This is a genomic window from Streptomyces sp. DSM 40750 (assembly GCF_024612035.1).
Classification (GTDB): domain Bacteria; phylum Actinomycetota; class Actinomycetes; order Streptomycetales; family Streptomycetaceae; genus Streptomyces.
The window spans coordinates 3055504-3074298 of record NZ_CP102513.1; the positions used below are offsets into that span (position 1 = coordinate 3055504).

Sequence of the window (18795 nt, forward strand, 5' to 3'; positions counted from 1 at the left end):
CTCCGGACGAGACGGGAACTGATACCTCGTCAGATCCGGCACCGTAGCAACGGCCGGGTGAGATGAGAACACGTCGCGCACACAACGGCGGCGCCCCTCTCAGGAGAGGAGCGCCGCCATGGCCGTACGAACGAGGTGTCGGCTAGGACTCGCTGGGGCTCGGCGTCGTCGGCTCGGTCGTCTCGGCCGCCGCCTCCACCTTCAGGTCGACCGTGAGCGTCGCGCCGCCCTCGGTCTCGATGCGGAGCAGGAACGTGCCGGCTGTGCCGTCCGCGTAGAGCTTCGGCAGCTTGAGCAGGCCGTTCTCGTCGGTCTCCAGGGCCGTCAGGGTGCGTACGGGGTTGCCCGCGGCGTCCTTGAAGTAGGGGCCCTTGTCGTTCTCGGTGATGTCGACGAGCGACTTGACGAGGGTCGCCCTGACCGCCACCTTGTCCGCGACCTCGCCCCGGTAGGTGGCCTTCACCTCGACCTGCTCGGCGAACTCGCCGTTCGGGACGCAGGTCAGCGCGGTGGTGCTCGTGCGGGCGAGGGCGTCGGCCTGGCGGGCGGTGACGGTCGCCTTGTAGTCGAGGGCGGTCACGGAACGGCCCACGACGGTGGCGCGGATCGTGACGCCGCCGGTCTTCTCGCCGGCCACGAGCGCGGGCGCGGTGGCCTTGCCGGTGCTGTCGGTGACGATCGTCGCGAAGCTCTCGCCGCCGGTGAACGTGGTGTCCGTGTCACCGACGATGGTGAAGCGGACCCGGACCTTCGCCACGGCCTGGCCCGCCTTGGTCTCGGTGCGGGCGACGAGCCTGTCGGTGAAGGTGTCGCCGGCCATGGCCGTGAAGCTCGACGTGCCCGCGTTCTCCACGTGGTGCACCGTGTCGGTGGGCGTCTCGGGCGGCGTGGTGGCGGGCGGGGTCGGCGTGGTCGTACCGCCGCCGCCCGGCTCGCCGGTTTCCGGCTTCTCCGGCTTCGGCGGTTTGGGCGGCTTCGGGCTGGGGGGCGTCGTGGAGCCGCCGGTGCCGCCCCTGCCGTTGCTGCCGCTGTCGCCGTTACCGTTGCCGCTGGGCGTCTCGGGCAGGGAGCCGGTGCCGTCCGGGATCTCGTGGGCGCCCTTGCGGTAGTACTCCAGCCACGACATGACGGTGTTGTAGTACGCCGACGAGTTGTTGTAGCTGAGGATCGCGCTGCGCAGGTTCGCGTCGTTGGACAGGTCCCAGTCGAAGCGGCACAGGTAGTGGCCGGCGGCGAGTGCGGCGTCGTAGATGTTGTTGGGGTCCTTGGCGCCGTCGTCGTTGCCGTCGCGGCCCGCCCACTCCCAGGTGGAGGGGATGAACTGCATGGGGCCGACCGCCCGGTCGTGCGTGCTGTCGCCGTCGTACGCGCCGTTGTCGGTGTCGCTGATGTTCGCGAAGCCGTTGCCGTTGAGCTGGGGGCCGAGGATCTTGCCGATCGTCGTGCCGCCCGCGTCGACTCGGCCGCCGCGGGCCTGGCCGGACTCGACCTTGCCGATGGCGGCGAGGAGTTGCCAGGGCAGATTGCAGCCGGGCTTGGCGTCGCGCAGGGACGCCTCGGCCTTCTTGTAGGCGTCGAGGACGGTCGCGGGCACCCCGGCGGTCGTGCCCGAGGTGTCGCCCGTGCCCGGCGTCGGGGTGGGGCTGTCGAGGGGCGGAAGGTCCGTGTAGTACTGCGAGTTGCCCGACGCCGTGTCATCGGCCTGGGGACTCGCGTCCGGCGAGGGCGCACCCGCCGTCTGTCTGCCCGCGGTGTCGGTGGTCACTCCCGGGGCCTGGGACGCGGCCAGTGCCGCTACCGTGGCCGCGGCCAGAGCGGTGGTCGCCGCTCCCTTGCGGAGCCTCAAACCGAACTGCGCCGCCATTGAGTGAACCCCTCCCCGGTGGTCGATTGCCTTGGCGTTCTTCCCGTTTACTGCTGCCTCGGGCGTTTCTTGCGGTACTGCCGGACCGGCTTCCCTGCTCGGGTACACCGACTCCGGAGTTCCGGTTTTGGTTGCCCTGTTCCGGCATTCCGCTTCCGGATTCCCGGTGGCCGCCACACGCACCGGCGCGGCGACCCAGGCGACCCTACGACAACTTCCGTCGCCCGGACACCCGTTCGTGCCCGATATTCACCGATTGGACATATCGGTTTGCTGTCGCGTGAGCACCCTTCGGATGGGCGGGCACAAGTCGCGCATACTGGCGACCGGTCCTCGCCGGGCCGACCCGCCCGGCCAAAGTCCGTCACAGGGGGACGACTTGCCCTTCACACTCAGCCATGCGGCCGCCGTACTGCCCGCCCTGCGGGGGAACGGGACCGCGCGCGGGCCGCTGGTGCCGTCGGTGCTCGTCGCCGGTTCGTTCGCACCCGACACGACCTACTACATGGCGAGTGTGCTGCCCGAGGCCATGGAGTTCGGTGATGTCACGCACTCCTTCGCCGGGGTCTTCACCGTCGACGTCCTCGTCACCTGGGCGCTGGTGGGGCTGTGGCTGGCGCTCCGTGAACCGCTGGTCGCGTTGCTGCCGCGGGGGCGGCAGGGGCGGGTGGCCGCGCTGGTGCGCTGCGGGGCGGGAACGCGGCGGTTCAGTCCCTCGCTCGTTTTGTGGTGGTACGTCTCGGCCGCCCTCGGCTCGCTGACCCATGTCGTCTGGGACGCGTTCACACATCTCGACCGGTGGGGGATGCGGCTGTTCCCCGTCCTCGGCGAGGAGATCGCGGGCTCGCCGCTCTACTGGTACCTCCAGTACGGCGGCTCCGCGGTCGCGGCGGTCGTGATCGCCGTCTTCGTCACGCTGGCCCTGCGCCGGCAGCCGGCGGCCCCACCCATGGGCGTGCCGGTGCTCTCCTCGGCCGACCGGTGGGTGGCGGGCGCCGTCATCGGGGGCTGCGCGCTGGTCGCCGCGGTGCAGCGGGTGATCAACTGGTGGACGCACTGGGGGTCGGTCGCCAAGCCCTACGAGGTGATCCCGACCGTGTGCTTCGGGGCGGGCGCCGGGCTTGTGCTCGGCGTGGTGCTCTACGGCATGGGTGTCAGGGTCTGGCGCCCGGCTCCTTCGGTTCCGGAGCCCACCGTCGACGCGGCGGCGGACAGCTCGGTCCCCCGCTGAGTACGGGGCGCCGCGTGGGCGCTCCGCTGAGGATGCGGGGCTTGGCGGCGCGGGGCGCGTACGGCGGTACGCGTCCCAGGAGGGCCGAAACGGGGTGGGTCAGCGCCCAGGGGTAGTGGCTGTGCGGTCGTCGGACGCGGGTGCGCCCCCAGGGGAGGCGGGGCTGCGCCCGGGTGAGCCGGGTTCGCACCCCTGACAGGCGGGTGGCAGCTGTCGCGGTACGGCGGCGGAGCGTGCGTATGCCCATGCGGGCATCCTTACGGCTGCGCATCGCCCGGCGCGCCCTGGTGAGGGCCATGTGGGTGACGGGGGCGGGCGGGGCTGCGGCGGGCAGAACGGGATGACCGTGGGCTCGGCACCGCCGGAGACCGCCGTACTGGTCGCTCGCCGTCGCTCGGATCTTTCTGAGCGGCGGAGACGTCCAACCCGCCGAGTGAGGTGACGGCGTCCGTCCGCTGCGGGCGGTCGGGAGCGGCGCTTCCCGGTAGGCCCGCCCGAAGGAGCACAACCCGGCCGAGGGCGCCCGCGCGGCTGAGGGCCTGGCCAGCCGGAGGGGCCCGGCGCCACGGCGCCGGGCTCCTCCGCCGGTCGTCCGGTCCGGGTCTAGTGGGCCGCCGACTCCCAGTCCGGGCCGTAGCCGACTGAGACGTCCAAAGGGGCCCTCAGGTGTACGGCGTCGGCCATTTCGTGGCGGAGGAGTTGTTCGGTGCGGTCGCGTTCGCCGGGGGCGATTTCGAGGACGATTTCGTCGTGGACCTGGAGGAGCATGCGGGAGGCTAGGCCGGCCTCTTCGAGGGCGCGTCCCACGTTCAGCATGGCGATCTTGACGATGTCCGCGGCGGTGCCCTGGATGGGGGCGTTGAGAGCCATCCGCTCGGCCGCCTCGCGGCGCTGACGGTTGTCGCTGTTGAGGTCGGGGAGGTAGCGGCGGCGGCCGAAGAGCGTGGCCGTGTAGCCCGTCGCGCGCGCCTCGTCGACCGCCCGGCGCAGATAGTCCCGTACACCGCCGAAGCGCTCGAAGTACGCGTCCATCAGGGCGCGGGCCTCGCCGGCGTCGATGTTCAGCTGCTGGGAGAGGCCGAACGCGGACAGGCCGTAGGCGAGGCCGTACGACATCGCCTTGATCTTGCGGCGCATCTCCGCGTCCACCGCTGCGGGCTCGACCCCGAACACCTGGGCGGCGGCCGTGGTGTGCAGGTCCTCGCCGGAGGTGAACGCCTCGATCAGGCCCGCGTCCTCGGAGAGGTGGGCCATCACACGGAGTTCGATCTGGCTGTAGTCCGCCGTCATCAGGGACTCGAAGCCCTCGCCGACGACGAAGCCGCGACGGATGGCACGGCCCTCGTCGGTACGGACCGGGATGTTCTGGAGGTTCGGGTCGACGGAGGAGAGGCGGCCCGTGGCGGCGACCGTCTGGTTGAAGGTGGTGTGGATGCGGCCGTCCGCGGCGACCGTCTTGATCAGGCCCTCGACGGTGACGCGGAGCTTCGCCTGCTCGCGGTGGCGGAGCATGATGACCGGCAGTTCGTTGTCCGTCTGCGTGGCGAGCCAGGCGAGGGCGTCCGCATCCGTGGTGTAACCCGTCTTGGTGCGCTTGGTCTTGGGCAGACCCAGCTCGCCGAAGAGGACTTCCTGGAGCTGCTTGGGCGAGCCCAGGTTGAACTCGTGCCCGGCCGCCGCGTGCGCCTCCTTCACCGCCTGCTGCACGGCGCCCGCAAACATCTGCTCCATGGCCTCCAGATGGGCCCGGTCCGCCGCGATGCCGTGGCGCTCCATACGGGCCAGGAGCGCGGAGGTGGGCAGCTCCACGTCACGGAGGAGCTCGGCGGCACCCACTTCCTTCAGACGCTCCCCGAAGGCCTCGCCGAGGTCGAGGATCGCGCGGGCCTGCACCATCAGCGCGTCGGCCTCGGCGCCCTCGTCCGCACCGAAGGCCAGCTGGCCGTCGGCCGTGGCGGCGGGGGCCAGCTCGCGGCCCAGGTACTCCAGGGACAGCGCGTCCAGGTCGAAGGAGCGTCGGCCCGGCTTCACCAGGTAGGCGGCGAGCGCGGTGTCCATGCCGACGCCCTCGACGGTCCAGCCGTGCTCGGCGAAGACCCGCATGGCGGCCTTGGCGTTGTGGAACACCTTCGGCCTGGCCGCGTCGGCGAGCCAGGCCGCCCAGGCGGTCTCGTCCGCCTCGTCCAGCTGCGTCGGGTCGAACCAGGCGGCCGCTCCCCCGGCCGCGGCGAGCGCGATCTCGGCGACCGAGCCCGTGCCGAGCGCCCACGTGTCGACGGTGGTGACGCCGAGGACCTCCGTGCCGTGCTCGGTGAGCCAGGGGGCCAGCTCGCCGGAGCCGAGCACCGTGCCGTCCACCTCGACGCCCGGGGCGGCCGGCTGCCCGGCGTCGGCCTCCTCGGCGCCCGGGTCGACGGCCAGCAGGCGCTCACGCAGCGACGGGTTGCGGATCTCCAGGGTGTCCAGGACCATCGCGACGGCCGTGCGGTCGTACGCGGCGCGCTCCAAGTCGGTGACGCCCTTGGGCAGTTCGACCGTGCGGACCATCTCTGTGAGGCGGCGGTTGAGCTTGACGGCCTCCAGGTGGTCGCGGAGGTTCTGCCCGGCCTTGCCCTTGACCTCCTCGACCCGCTCGACGAGATCCGCGAACGAACCGAACTGGTTGATCCACTTCGCGGCGGTCTTCTCGCCGACGCCGGGGATGCCGGGCAGGTTGTCGGACGGGTCGCCGCGCAGGGCCGCGAAGTCCGGGTACTGGGCCGGGGTGAGGCCGTACTTCTCGAACACCTTCTCCGGGGTGAACCGGGTCAGCTCCGAGACACCCTTCGTCGGGTAGAGCACGGTGGTGTGCTCGCTGACGAGTTGGAAGGAGTCGCGGTCGCCGGTGACGATGAGGACCTCGAAGCCCTCGGCCTCGGCCTGGGTGGCGAGTGTGGCGATGACGTCGTCGGCCTCGAAGCCGTCGACCGCGAAGCGCACGGCGTGCATCGCGTCGAGCAGCTCGCCGATCAGTTCGACCTGACCCTTGAACTCGTCCGGGGTCTTCGAGCGGTTCGCCTTGTACTCGGTGAACTCCTCGGAGCGCCAGGTCTTGCGGGAGACGTCGAACGCGACCGCGAAGTGGGTGGGCGCCTCGTCGCGCAGCGTGTTCGCCAGCATCGACGCGAAGCCGTAGATGGCGTTGGTCGGCTGGCCCGTCGCCGTCGTGAAGTTCTCCGCGGGCAGCGCGAAGAACGCGCGGTAGGCCAGCGAGTGCCCGTCCATGAGCATGAGCCGGGGACGGCTGCCGCCGGGGGTGCTGTCGGTCTTCTTCGATCCTGTCTCTGCCACGAACCCGATCCTGCCACGTGCCACTGACAGTCGGACCCCAGGGACGGGTCGAGGGCCGGGCGGGCACCGCCTGACGCCGGGTGCGGCGGCCGGCTCGGCACGGGCGGGCACCGCCTGATGCCACTGACCAAGGCCGGTTCGACACGGGCGGGCACCACCTGAGACCACTGACCAAGGCCGGTTCGACACGGGCGGGCACCGCCTGATGCCACTGACCAAGGCCGGCTCGACACCGCCGGGCACCACCTGATGCCACTGACCAAGGCCGGCTCGACACCGCCGGGCACCACCTGATGCCACTGACCAAGGCCGGCTCGACACCGCCGGGCACCACCTGATGCCACTGACCAAGGCCGGCTCGGCACCGCCGGGCACCACCTGAGACCAAGGGCGAAGGCCGGGCCGGTTCGGCACGGGCGGGCACCGCCGTCGTGGTCGATCGCCGTCGCGGCGGAGAATGGGTGACCGGTGGCGAGGTCGCGCTGCCGGCCCGGCGGGCCGGCCTCGGCCGCCGACCGACCTCGTTCGCTGTCGGTGACACGTGCGAGGATCGGAGACGTACCTCACGCCCGAGAGCACACGTACGCGAATGGGGAGCAGGATGGCCGGCAAGGCGCCCAAGAGTGATCCGGTTCAGGACGCGCCGCAGGTCGCGGAGCCGAAGCATGCCGCGGCGGGGCTGCCGGCGATCGGGCACACCCTGCGGATCGCGCAGCAGCAGATGGGTGTGAAGCGGACCGCGCTGACGCTGCTGCGGGTCAATCAGAAGGACGGCTTCGACTGCCCGGGCTGCGCCTGGCCGGAGCCGGACCACCGGCACGCGGCGGAGTTCTGCGAGAACGGGGCGAAGGCGGTCGCCGAGGAGGCCACGCTGCGCCGGGTCACCCCGGAGTTCTTCGCCGCCCACACCGTCGCCGATCTCGCCACCCGCAGTGGTTACTGGCTGGGGCAGCAGGGCCGGCTCACGCATCCCATGTATCTCCCCGAGGGGGGCGACCGGTACGAGCCGGTGTCCTGGGAGCGTGCCTTCGACATCGTCGCCGAGGAGCTGACGGCCCTCGGTTCCCCCGACGAGGCGCTCTTCTACACCTCCGGCCGGACGAGCAACGAGGCCGCGTTCCTCTACCAGCTGTTCGCCCGCGAGTTCGGTACGAACAACCTGCCGGACTGCTCCAACATGTGCCACGAGTCGTCGGGCTCGGCGCTCTCCGAGACGATCGGCATCGGCAAGGGCAGCGTCCTGCTGGAGGATCTCTACAAGGCCGATCTGATCATCGTCGCCGGTCAGAACCCGGGGACCAACCACCCGCGCATGCTCTCCGCGCTGGAGAAGGCGAAGGCGGGCGGCGCGAAGATCATCACGGTCAACCCGCTGCCCGAGGCCGGCCTGGAGCGGTTCAAGAACCCGCAGACCCCGCAGGGCATGTTCAAGGGCGCCGCCCTCACCGATCTGTTCCTCCAGATCCGCATCGGCGGCGACCAGGCTCTCTTCCGCCTTCTCAACAAGCTGATCCTCGCTGAGCACGACAGCGCCTCCGGCTCGGGCGCGGTCGACGAGGGGTTCATCGGCGAGCACACGCACGGCTTCGAGGAGTTCGCCGCGGCCGCCCGCGCCGCCGACTGGGACGAGACGCTCACCGCGACCGGCCTCACGCGCGCGCAGATAGACGAGGCGCTGCGCATGGTCCTCGCCTCGAAGCGGACCATCGTCTGCTGGGCCATGGGCCTCACCCAGCACAAGCACTCGGTGCCGACCATCCGCGAGGTGGTCAACTTCCTTCTCCTGCGCGGCAACATCGGCCGCCCCGGCGCGGGCGTCTGCCCGGTGCGCGGCCACTCGAACGTGCAGGGCGACCGCACGATGGGCATCTTCGAGCGGCCCGCCCCGGCGTTCCTGGACGCCCTGGAGAAGGAGTTCGGCTTCGCGCCGCCCCGGGAGCACGGCTACGACGTCGTACGGGCCATCAAGGCCATGCGTGACGACAAGGCGAAGGTGTTCTTCGCGATGGGCGGCAACTTCGTGTCGGCGTCCCCGGACACGGAGGTGACGGAGGCGGCCATGCGCCGGGCCCGGCTGACCGTGCACGTGTCGACGAAGCTGAACCGCTCGCACGCGGTCACGGGCGCGCGGGCGCTGATCCTGCCGACCCTGGGCCGCACCGAGCGCGATCTCCAGGGCGGCGGCGAGCAGTTCGTGACCGTCGAGGACTCGATGGGCATGGTGCATGCCTCACGCGGCCGGCTGGAGCCCGCGAGCGGGCAGTTGCTGTCCGAGCCGGCGATCGTGTGCCGGCTCGCCCGGCGGGTGCTCGGCGAGGACAGCCGTACGCCGTGGGAGGAGTTCGAGAAGGACTACGCGACGATCCGCGACCGCATCGCGCGCGTGGTGCCCGGCTTCGAGGACTTCAACGCGCGCGTGGCCGACCCGAGCGGCTTCGCCCTCCCGCACGCCCCGCGCGACGAGCGCCGCTTCCCCACGGCCACCGGCAAGGCCAACTTCACGGCCGCCCCGGTCGAGTACCCGGAGCTGCCCGAAGGCCGCCTGCTGCTGCAGACGCTGCGCTCGCACGACCAGTACAACACCACGATCTACGGCCTGGACGACCGCTACCGGGGTATCAAGAACGGCCGCCGGGTCGTGCTGGTCAACCCCGAGGACGCCCGGGAGCTGAAGGTCGCCGACGGCTCGTACGTGGACCTGGTGGGTGAGTGGAAGGACGGAGTCGAGCGCCGCGCGCCCGGTTTCCGGGTGGTGCACTACCCGACGGCCCGTGGCTGCGCCGCCGCGTACTACCCCGAGACCAACGTCCTGGTGCCGCTGGACGCCACCGCGGACACCAGCAACACCCCGGCCAGCAAGTCCGTGGTGGTCCGTCTGGAACAATCGTCCACCGACTGAGCGTTTGCTCAGCCGAGGCCGGCGTACGACCGCCGGCGGCGCATCGGACCGACGACGGACGGAGCCCCATGGGCGAGCAGCACCACGTGAAGTTCCCGCAAGAGGTCATCGACGAGTACGCGGCCCTCGGCATCGACCTGGTCGCGATGTTCTCCGCGGGACACCTCGGCACCCGTATGGGCGTGCAGATCGTGGAGGCCTCGGCGGACCGGGTCGTCGGCACCATGCCGGTGGAGGGCAACACCCAGCCGTACGGGCTGCTGCACGGCGGCGCGTCCGCCGTGCTGGCGGAGACGCTGGGGTCGGTCGGCTCCATGCTGCACGCGGGCAGCTCCAAGATCGCCGTGGGCGTGGACCTGAACTGCACGCACCACCGTGGCGCCCGGTCCGGCCTGGTGACCGGTGTCGCCACGCCCGTGCACAAGGGGCGCTCGACGGCGACGTACGAGATCGTCATCAGCGACGAGGCCGGCAAGCGGGTGTGCACGGCCCGGCTGACGTGTCTGCTGCGGGACGCCCCGGCGCCGGCCCAGGGGTGAGCGGGCGCGGACGGCGGGTTGATGCGTATGGACAGGGGGGCGGCGGAGGCGAAGGCCTTTCCACCTCTGGTCCCGCATGGCGGACAGGCTCTAGCGTCGGGGCATGGCAACGGGAGGAGCCCCCTGGCCGGGGGCGGTGCTCGGGCTGGCGCTGCTGACCGGCGTCCTGGCCACCGGGTGCGCGGAGTCGGGCACGACGGGCGGAGCGGCGGGCGGGCGGAACAGCTCGTCGCCGTCGGCCACCCCGCCCGAGGAGCTGTGCGCGAAGGTCGTCGCGTACTGGTCGCGGGAGACGCTGGACGGCGACACCTCCGGGGACTATCAGTCCATGGGGCTGTCGAACGGGCAGTACGAGATCCTGCGCCAGGTCGTGGACGCCGCCCGGGCCGAGAAGAAGCGCGACGGCACGGACGCGGCGGAGCGGCTGATCGACCGGCGGGCGCGTGCGGGCTGCGCGGAGTGGTACCGCGCGGGCGGTCCGGGCGCGGGGCCCTGGCAATGAGCGGGGTCGGCCCCGTGGAGCCGGGCGAGGGCACCCGCGCGCGGGACGTGCCCGACGCGGACGCCCCGGCCGTGCCCGACCCTCCTCGTGGGCGGTACGCGCAGGTGTACGCCCGGCACCGCCGGGCCGTGTTCGCTGTGGCGGCGGCCGTCGCCATGCTCGCGGGCGGCGGCTATCTCCATGCCACCCGGCCGGAGCCGGCCCCGCCGCCCGAGGCGCCGTACCCCTCCCAGGCGGTCGGCGTCAGCTATCTGGGTCCGCTGACCGGCGGGGCGCCGCGCGGGAGCTTCGGGTTCGAGGTGGAGCTGAGCGTACGGTCGGGTCCCCCGGTCACGATCGAGCGGATGACCCAGCCCTACGCGGGACTCTCCCTCACCACGGATCCGCACATTCCGGCGCGGATCGCGACCGACGTGTCCCGGAAGATGGCCATCACCATGCGCATCACAGAATGCGCCAAAGTGCCGGAGAACGCCGGACTGCCTTTCCTGGACGTAACTCTACGTAATACACGCGCAATAGAAGTGCACAGTTTCATCCTGGGTGAGCGCTACGCGCAGGACCTCTCCGACGCCCTTCAAGTCGCCTGTAGCAACAATTTCCTGTCATCACCAAAAACCTGAACACTCCTGAACTCACCTGCACCAACCCTGCATGTTCTCAGCATGTGGACAGGGCGAATCGGTCTGAATTCCGCACATCCACCCACTGAGTACCGCTCTGCATTACCTCGTGTCATAACAAGAGCGTCACAGCCTTGGCCAGACTCTCCTCCACGTTCCCCACACACGCTTAGAGTCACGCCCAGTCACCGCGCCACCGGAATCGAAGTCACGTCTTCGGCCCAGCGCTCGACTCGGCCGCTTCCAAACAGGATGGGCCGTGCCAGGGAAAGGACTGATTGTGCGTCAACGTTCGCTCATCGCCATCACCGCCGCGCTGGCGGCGGGAGCACTCACACTCACCGCCTGCGGCTCGCGCGAAGAGGGAAACGGCGGCTCGGAAGCCGACAGCGGCACCACTGTCGTCATAGGCGTCGACGCCCCGCTGACCGGTGACCTCTCCGCCATGGGCCTCGGCATCAAGAACTCCGCCGACCTCGCGGCCAAAACGGCCAACAAGGAAAAGTACGTCGAGGGCATAACCTTCAAGATCGAGCCCCTCGACGACCAGGCGCAGCCCTCCTCGGGCCAGCAGAACGCCACCACGTTCGTCGCCAACAAGGACATCCTCGGCGCCGTCGGCCCCCTGAACTCCTCCGTCGCCGAGTCGATGCAGAAGGTCTTCGACGACGCCAAGCTCGTCCAGGTCTCCCCGGCCAACACCGGCCCCACCCTCACCCAGGGCGCCGACTGGCAGACCAAGAAGGTCCGCCCGTACAAGTCGTACTTCCGCACCGCGACCACGGACGCCATCCAGGGCCCGTTCGCCGCGCAGTACCTGTACAACGACGCAAAGAAGAAGAAGGTCTTCGTCATCGACGACAAGAAGACCTACGGCGCCGGCCTGGCCGCCACCTTCACCGACGAGTTCAAGAAGCTCGGCGGCGAGGTCGCCGGCACCGAGCACATCGACCCCGAGACCAAGGACTTCTCCGCGGTCGCCACCAAGGTCAAGAACTCCGGCGCCGACGTCGTCTACTACGGCGGCGAGTACCCGCAGTCCGGCCCGCTCACCAAGCAGCTCAAGGCCACCGGCGCCAAGATCCCCGTCGTCGGCGGCGACGGCATGTACGACCCCGAGTACATCAACCTCGGTGGCACCGCCAGCACCGGCGACCTCGCCACCTCCGTCGGCGCCCCCGTCGAGGAACTGCCCTCCGCGAAGGACTTCGTCGCCGACTACAAGGCCGCGGGCTACAAGGAGCCCTACTCCGCCTACGGCGGCTACTCCTACGACTCGACCTGGGCCATCATCGAGGCCGTGAAGAAGGTCGTCGAGGACAACGACGGCAAGCTCCCGGACGACGCCCGCGCGCAGATCACCACCGCGATGCAGAACGTCTCCTTCGACGGCGTGACCGGCAAGGTCGCCTTCGACGAATACGGCGACACGACCAACAAGCAGCTCACCGTCTACGAGGTCAAGGGCGGGGAGTGGAAGGCGGTCAAGTCCGGTACCTACTCCGGCTGATCCCACCAGCACACCCATGAGCCGCGCGGGGCGCCGCACCACCAGGCGCCCCGCGCGGACTCGCATCCGGTCACATTCGTCGAACGCCCGAAAGTCTCGGAGGACATGCGGTGAACGAACTGCCGCAGCAGCTGGTCAACGGCCTGCTACTAGGATCCATGTACGGGCTGGTCGCCATCGGCTACACGATGGTCTATGGCATCGTCCAGCTCATCAACTTCGCCCACGGTGAAATCTTCATGTTGGGCGGCTTCGGCGCCATCACGGTCTACCTCTACGTGCTGCCCGACGGCACCACCATGTGGGTAGCGCTCCCGCTGATGCTCGTCGGAGGCATCATCGTCGCCGTGCTCGCCGCCGTAGGAGCGGAACGGCTCGCCTACCGCCCCCTGCGCACCGCGCCACGCCTGGCGCCCCTCATCACCGCCATCGGCCTCTCCCTGGCCCTCCAGCAGGCGGTATGGGCCTGGTACCCGGACGCCAAGGAGTCCATCAACTTCCCGCAGATCGACGGCGGCCCCTTCGAAATCGGCGGCGTCACCATCCAGACCGGTGACATCTTCCTGCTGATCGCCGCCCCGATCAGCATGGCGATCCTCGCGTACTTCGTCATGAAGACCCGCACCGGACGCGGCATGCAGGCCACCGCCCAGGACCCCGACACCGCCAAGCTCATGGGCATCAACACCGACCGCATCATCGTGGTCGCCTTCGCCCTCGGCGCCGCGTTCGCCGCCGTCGGAGCCTTCGCCTACGGCCTCAAGTACGGCCAGGTCCAGTTCCGCATGGGCTTCATCCTCGGCCTCAAGGCCTTCACCGCAGCCGTCCTCGGCGGCATCGGCAACATCTACGGCGCCATGCTCGGCGGCGTCGTCCTCGGCCTCGCCGAAGCCCTCTCCACCGCCTACATCGCCGACATCCCCGGCATGGAGCAGTTCGGCAGCCAGTCCTGGGCCAACGTCTGGGCGTTCGTACTCCTCATCCTCGTACTCCTGTTCAGGCCACAGGGTCTGCTCGGTGAGCGCGTGGCGGACAGGGCGTGACACCGATGACCACACACACCACCGCATCCCCGGCTCCGACCGCCAAGCACGACAGCACTTCGAGGGGTCTCGTGGGCCTCCCGGAGAACATCGGCCGTGCCCTCGCCACCGGCGGCGGCGTCCTCGCCGTGATCTCCACCTTCCTCTCCTGGACCTGGACCTCCGCCTTCCCCGGCAACCTCACCGTCTACGGCTACCCCGGCGGCCTCCAGGTCCTCGTCCTCATCGGCGGCGCCCTCACCACCGTCTTCGGCCTCGCCTCCTACGGCATCAAGGGCCTGCGCTGGCTCACCCCCGCCGGCGCCGACAGCGCCATCAAACTGGCCGCCCTCGGCACCTTCGCCACCGCCTGGTTCACGATCCTCGCGATCAGCATCCAGCTCGGCGGCGTCGTCAACCTCGAACCCGGCGGCTACGTCGCGGCCGTCGCCACCCTCGCCACCCTCCTCGGCGCCCTCTCCCTGCCGTTCGAACGACCGGTACCCGAGATCGCCGACCCCGAGGACACCGGCTGGGAAGAGTTCCTGCTGGGCGCACGCAACGCACGCTCCCTCGCCAAGGCCTGCTTCGCCACCGGCACCTCGACCCCGGCGCCCAAACTGCCCTCCTACGCCGAGATCCTGATCATCGTCGCGGCGATGACCCTCGGCCTGGTCATCTTCACCTACGGCATCGGCACCGAGTACGACGAACTCTTCGTCGGCTTCCTCATCACCGCCGGCTTCGGCTTCGGCGCCCTCGCCAAGGCAGGTCTCGTCGGCCGCGTCTCCGCGGTCACCGGCAAGCACCGCACCATCACCATGATCGGCGCGTTCACCGCGGCCGCCGCGTTCCCCTTCACCCAGTCCGACGACCAGTACGCGACCATCGGCGTCTACATCCTGATCTTCGCCACCGTCGCCCTCGGCCTGAACATCGTCGTCGGCCTCGCCGGCCTCCTCGACCTCGGATACGTCGCCTTCCTCGGCGTCGGCGCCTACACCGCGGCCATGGTCTCCGGCTCACCCTCCTCGCCGTTCGACATCCACCTGCCGTTCTGGGCATCCGCCATCCTCGGCGCCGTCGTCGCCATGATCTTCGGCGTCATCATCGGCGCCCCGACCCTGCGGCTGCGCGGCGACTACCTCGCCATCGTGACCCTCGGCTTCGGTGAGATCTTCCGCCTCGCCGTCCTCAACATGGACGGCACCTCCGGACCCGACATCACCAACGGCTCCAACGGCATCTCCTCGATCCCGAACCTCAACATCCTCGGCTTCGACTTCGGCCAGGAACACTCCATCGCCGGGTTCACCATCGCCCGGTTCGCCAACTACTTCTTCCTGATGCTCCTCATCACGTTCATCGTCGTGGTGGTCTTCCGGCGCAGCAGCGACTCCCGCATCGGCCGCGCCTGGATCGCGATCCGCGAGGACGAGACCGCCGCACTCGCCATGGGCATCAACGGCTTCCGGGTCAAGCTCATCGCCTTCGCCCTCGGCGCCGCCCTCGCCGGCCTCGCCGGCACGGTCCAGGCACACGTCACCTACACCGTGACGCCGGAGCAGTACCAGTTCGCCCACGTGGTCCCGCCCAACTCGGCGTTCCTCCTCGCAGCCGTCGTACTCGGCGGCATGGGCACCATCAGCGGACCCCTCGTCGGCGCCGCACTGCTCTACCTGATCCCGGCCAAGCTCCAGTTCCTCGGCAACTACCAGCTCTTCGCCTTCGGCCTCGCCCTCGTCCTGCTGATGCGCTTCCGCCCGGAAGGCATCATCCCCAACCGGCGCCGCCAGCTCGAATTCCACGAAGACGCCGAAGCACCCACAGTCCTCAGCAAGGCAGGGGCCTGACCCATGACCACCGACACCACCACCAAGGACGCCACACCGGGCGCCAACGCCCCCGGCGAGACCGTGCTCGACGCCCGCGGCGTGACCATGCGCTTCGGCGGCCTCACCGCCGTACGCAACGTCAACCTCACCGTCAACAGCGGCGAGATCGTCGGACTCATCGGCCCCAACGGCGCCGGCAAGACAACCTTCTTCAACTGCCTCACCGGCCTCTACATCCCCACCGAGGGCGAAGTCCGCTACAAGGGCCAGGTCCTCCCGCCCAAATCCTTCAAGGTCACCGCGGCCGGCATCGCCCGCACCTTCCAGAACATCCGCCTGTTCGCCAACATGACGGTCCTGGAAAACGTCCTCGTCGGTCGCCACACCCGCACCAAGGAAGGCCTCTGGTCCGCCCTCCTGCGCGGCCCCGGCTTCCACAAGGCCGAAGCCGCCTCCCGCGAACGCGCCATGGAACTCCTGGAGTTCGTCGGCCTGGACGCCAAAGCCGAACACCTGGCCCGCAACCTCCCCTACGGCGAACAGCGCAAGCTGGAGATCGCACGGGCACTGGCGAGCGAACCGGGCCTGCTCCTCCTGGACGAGCCGACAGCCGGCATGAACCCCCAGGAGACGCGCACCACCGAGGAACTCGTCTTCGCCATCCGAGACAAGGGCATCGCCGTCCTCGTCATCGAGCACGACATGCGGTTCATCTTCAACCTCTGCGACCGCGTCGCCGTCCTCGTCCAAGGCGAAAAGCTCGTCGAAGGCGACAGCGCCACCGTCCAGGGAGACGAACGCGTCGTCGCCGCCTACCTCGGCGAACCCTTCGAAGACGCACCCGGCAAGGACGAGGTCGCCGAAGTCGAGGCCGCCGAGGCACACGCCGAGCCCTCGAAGGACGCCGCGCCCGGCAAGGAGAACGACCGATGACCGCACTGCTCGAAGTAGAGGACCTCCGGGTCGCCTACGGCAAGATCGAAGCCGTCAAGGGCATCTCCTTCAAGGTCGACGCCGGCGAGGTCGTCACCCTCATCGGCACCAACGGCGCCGGCAAGACCACGACCCTGCGCACCCTGTCCGGCCTGCTCAAGCCCGTCGGCGGCCAGGTCAAGTTCAACGGCAAGTCGCTCAAGAAGATCCCCGCGCACAACATCGTCTCGCTGGGACTCGCCCACTCCCCCGAGGGGCGGCACATCTTCCCGCGCATGACCATCGAGGACAACCTCCGCCTCGGCGCCTTCCTGCGCAGCGACAAGCCCGGCATCGAGAAGGACATCCAGCGCGCCTACGACCTCTTCCCCATCCTGGGCGAACGAAGGAAGCAGGCCGCGGGAACCCTCTCCGGCGGCGAACAGCAGATGCTCGCGATGGGCCGGGCCCTCATGTCCCAGCCCAAGCTGCTCATGCTCGACGAACCCTCCATGGGCCTCTCGCCGATCATGATGCAGAAGATCATGGCGACGATCTCCGAGCTCAAGTCCCAGGGCACCACCATCCTGCTCGTCGAGCAGAACGCGCAGGCCGCGCTCTCCCTCGCCGACCAGGGTCACGTCATGGAGATCGGCAAGATCGTCCTCTCCGGCACGGGCTCCGACCTGCTGCACGACGAGTCGGTCCGCAAGGCGTACCTCGGCGAGGACTAGCCTCCCGCCCACATACGGCGAGGCCCGCGCCCCCCTTCAGGTGGGGGGCGCGGGCCTCGTCGTATGTATAGGGGGGATCAGCCCTTGGCGGCCTTCTTCTCGTCGGCATCCTGAATGACGGCCTCGGCCACCTGCTGCATCGACATCCGACGGTCCATCGACGTCTTCTGGATCCACCGGAACGCGGCCGGCTCCGTCAGCCCGTACTCCGTCTGCAGAATCGACTTCGCCCGGTCGACCAGCTTGCGAGTCTCCAGGCGGAGAGTGAGGTCGGCGACCTCCTTCTCCAGCTCCTTCAACTCGGTGAAGCGCGAGACGGCCATCTCGATCGCCGGGACGACATCACTCTTGCTGAACGGCTTGACGAGGTACGCCATCGCACCGGCGTCCCGAGCCCGCTCGACGAGATCGCGCTGCGAGAAGGCGGTCAGCATCAGCACGGGCGCGATGCGCTCCTCAGCGATCTTCTCGGCGGCGGAGATGCCGTCCATCTTCGGCATCTTCACATCGAGGATCACGAGGTCCGGCTGGTGCTCCCGGGCCAGCTCGATGGCCTGCTCACCGTCACCGGCCTCGCCCACGACGGAGTAGCCCTCCTCTTCGAGCATCTCCTTGAGATCGAGGCGGATCAACGCCTCGTCCTCGGCGATGACGACACGGGTCGTCAGCGGAGGCACGTGCGACTTGTCGTCGTCGGGCGCGTCTACGGGCTGGGGCGACTCGGGGGCGGTCACGGGGGCTCCTTGTTCAGGGCAGGGGTACTGCTGACAAGAGAGTACCTAGCTGCGGTAAAGTAGTGAGCACGGAGTCGGGGCGCGCCTTCGATTCCTAGGCCCTGGTAGTCCAATTGGCAGTAGACAATGGTCTCAAACACCATACAGTGTGGGTTCGAGTCCCACCCAGGGCACTTTTCCTTCAATTCCAAGGTTGCAACAACTAAGCGGATGTCCACGTTCTCGTGAACATCCGCTTTTTGCTGCACACAGTCGCGATCAGTTGCACAGAGTGGTCGCATGTGCGACATGGGTACACGCGAGCAGGCCTTGGCTCTCGTAGCACAGGGGCGCAGCCTGAGCTCCATCAGTAGAGAAACCGGCATCTCACGCGCCACTCTCCGCAGTTGGCAGCGCCGTATCGAACCCCTGAAGCGCCCCACAGGCCGCCCCTGCCCCCGGTGCGACGACATACCGCGGATGCCTGAGCAACCAGCCGCGTATGCCTACCTGTTGGGCCTCTACCTTGGGGACGGGTGTATCAGCGCTCATAGGAAAGGCGTCTACTACATGCGCATCGTGCTGGACAGGACCTGGCCCGGTGTCATCGACGCATGCGAGACCGCGCTTCGTGCCGTGCGCCCGAGCAACAGCGTCTGCCGGGTCAAGAGGCAGGGCTGTTTCGCCGTCTCCAGCGCCAGCAAACACTGGCCGTGCCTCTTCCCTCAACACGGCGCAGGCAAGAAGCACGAGCGCCCCATCCTCCTCGAACCCTGGCAGCAGGAAGTCGTCGATGCTCACCCTTGGGAGTTCATCCGTGGCCTCATCCACTCAGACGGCTGCCGCATCACCAACTGGACAACCCACCTCGTCGCCGGTGTGACCAAGCGCTACGAGTACCCGCGCTACTTCTTCAGCAACAAATCCGACGACATCCGGAAGCTCTTCACCGACACCCTCGACAAGGTGGGCGTCGAGTGGACCACTCTCGCTCGCGGCAGCAACCCGTTCAACGTCTCCATCGCCCGCAAAGCCTCGGTAGCCCTCATGGACACCCACGTAGGCCCGAAACACTGACCCC

14 protein-coding genes and 1 tRNA gene are annotated in these 18795 nt (G+C 69.3%); 12 read left to right on the forward strand and 3 right to left on the reverse strand.

Translation table 11 applies throughout. From position 1 onward, the window contains the following. Nucleotides 1–142: 142 nt before the first annotated feature. Nucleotides 143–1864: a lytic transglycosylase domain-containing protein gene (locus JIX55_RS13650; RefSeq protein ID WP_257563571.1), complete on the reverse strand. Its 1722-nt coding sequence runs from the start codon at nt 1862–1864 to the stop codon at nt 143–145. 379 nt (nt 1865–2243) lie between these two features. On the opposite strand from JIX55_RS13650, the gene JIX55_RS13655 reads away from it, so the two are divergent. Further along, nucleotides 2244–3095 (forward strand): DUF4184 family protein, encoded by an 852-nt coding sequence (locus JIX55_RS13655; RefSeq protein ID WP_257563572.1) that lies wholly within the window; start codon nt 2244–2246, stop codon nt 3093–3095. A gap of 603 nt (nt 3096–3698) precedes the next feature. Here JIX55_RS13655 and polA read toward each other — a convergent pair. Next, nucleotides 3699–6425: a DNA polymerase I gene (gene polA / locus JIX55_RS13660; RefSeq protein WP_257563573.1), complete on the reverse strand. Its 2727-nt coding sequence runs from the start codon at nt 6423–6425 to the stop codon at nt 3699–3701. A gap of 601 nt (nt 6426–7026) precedes the next feature. On the opposite strand from polA, the gene JIX55_RS13665 reads away from it, so the two are divergent. From JIX55_RS13665 to JIX55_RS13705, 9 genes are all read left to right on the forward strand, one after another. Then, nucleotides 7027–9324, forward strand: a complete 2298-nt coding sequence (locus JIX55_RS13665; protein ID WP_257563574.1) for an FdhF/YdeP family oxidoreductase — start codon at nt 7027–7029, stop codon at nt 9322–9324. A gap of 68 nt (nt 9325–9392) precedes the next feature. Continuing rightward, nucleotides 9393–9863 carry a PaaI family thioesterase gene (locus JIX55_RS13670; RefSeq protein ID WP_257563575.1) on the forward strand — a complete coding sequence of 157 codons (471 nt, stop codon included), beginning with the start codon at nt 9393–9395 and terminating at the stop codon, nt 9861–9863. 103 nt (nt 9864–9966) lie between these two features. Continuing rightward, nucleotides 9967–10365: a hypothetical protein gene (locus tag JIX55_RS13675; protein WP_257563576.1), complete on the forward strand. Its 399-nt coding sequence runs from the start codon at nt 9967–9969 to the stop codon at nt 10363–10365. Then, nucleotides 10362–10988, forward strand: coding sequence for a Tat pathway signal sequence domain protein (locus JIX55_RS13680; RefSeq protein WP_257563577.1), 627 nt, complete (start codon nt 10362–10364; stop codon nt 10986–10988). Before JIX55_RS13675 ends, JIX55_RS13680 begins: the two co-directional genes overlap by 4 nt. Before the next feature lie 280 nt (nt 10989–11268). Next, complete coding sequence (locus JIX55_RS13685; RefSeq protein ID WP_257563578.1) at nt 11269–12498, forward strand: branched-chain amino acid ABC transporter substrate-binding protein; 1230 nt, start codon at nt 11269–11271, stop codon at nt 12496–12498. A 110-nt stretch (nt 12499–12608) separates the two neighbouring features. Beyond that, nucleotides 12609–13541: a branched-chain amino acid ABC transporter permease gene (locus JIX55_RS13690; protein WP_257563579.1), complete on the forward strand. Its 933-nt coding sequence runs from the start codon at nt 12609–12611 to the stop codon at nt 13539–13541. A 5-nt stretch (nt 13542–13546) separates the two neighbouring features. Continuing rightward, nucleotides 13547–15373 (forward strand): branched-chain amino acid ABC transporter permease, encoded by a 1827-nt coding sequence (locus JIX55_RS13695; protein ID WP_257563580.1) that lies wholly within the window; start codon nt 13547–13549, stop codon nt 15371–15373. 3 nt (nt 15374–15376) lie between these two features. After that, nucleotides 15377–16288 carry an ABC transporter ATP-binding protein gene (locus tag JIX55_RS13700; RefSeq protein WP_257563581.1) on the forward strand — a complete coding sequence of 304 codons (912 nt, stop codon included), beginning with the start codon at nt 15377–15379 and terminating at the stop codon, nt 16286–16288. Then, complete coding sequence (locus tag JIX55_RS13705; RefSeq protein ID WP_257563582.1) at nt 16285–17001, forward strand: ABC transporter ATP-binding protein; 717 nt, start codon at nt 16285–16287, stop codon at nt 16999–17001. Before JIX55_RS13700 ends, JIX55_RS13705 begins: the two co-directional genes overlap by 4 nt. Nucleotides 17002–17078: 77 nt before the next feature. Here the strand turns inward: JIX55_RS13705 and JIX55_RS13710 are convergent, their stop codons facing one another. Further along, nucleotides 17079–17735 (reverse strand): ANTAR domain-containing response regulator, encoded by a 657-nt coding sequence (locus JIX55_RS13710; RefSeq protein ID WP_257563583.1) that lies wholly within the window; start codon nt 17733–17735, stop codon nt 17079–17081. Nucleotides 17736–17833: 98 nt separating this feature from the next. Between JIX55_RS13710 and JIX55_RS13715 the strand changes: the two genes are divergently transcribed. Together JIX55_RS13715 and JIX55_RS13720 are read left to right on the forward strand one after the other, a co-directional pair. After that, nucleotides 17834–17908: transfer RNA gene (locus JIX55_RS13715), tRNA-Leu, on the forward strand. A gap of 106 nt (nt 17909–18014) precedes the next feature. After that, nucleotides 18015–18791, forward strand: a complete 777-nt coding sequence (locus JIX55_RS13720; protein ID WP_257563584.1) for a helix-turn-helix domain-containing protein — start codon at nt 18015–18017, stop codon at nt 18789–18791. The last annotated feature ends 4 nt before the right edge of the window (nt 18792–18795 follow it).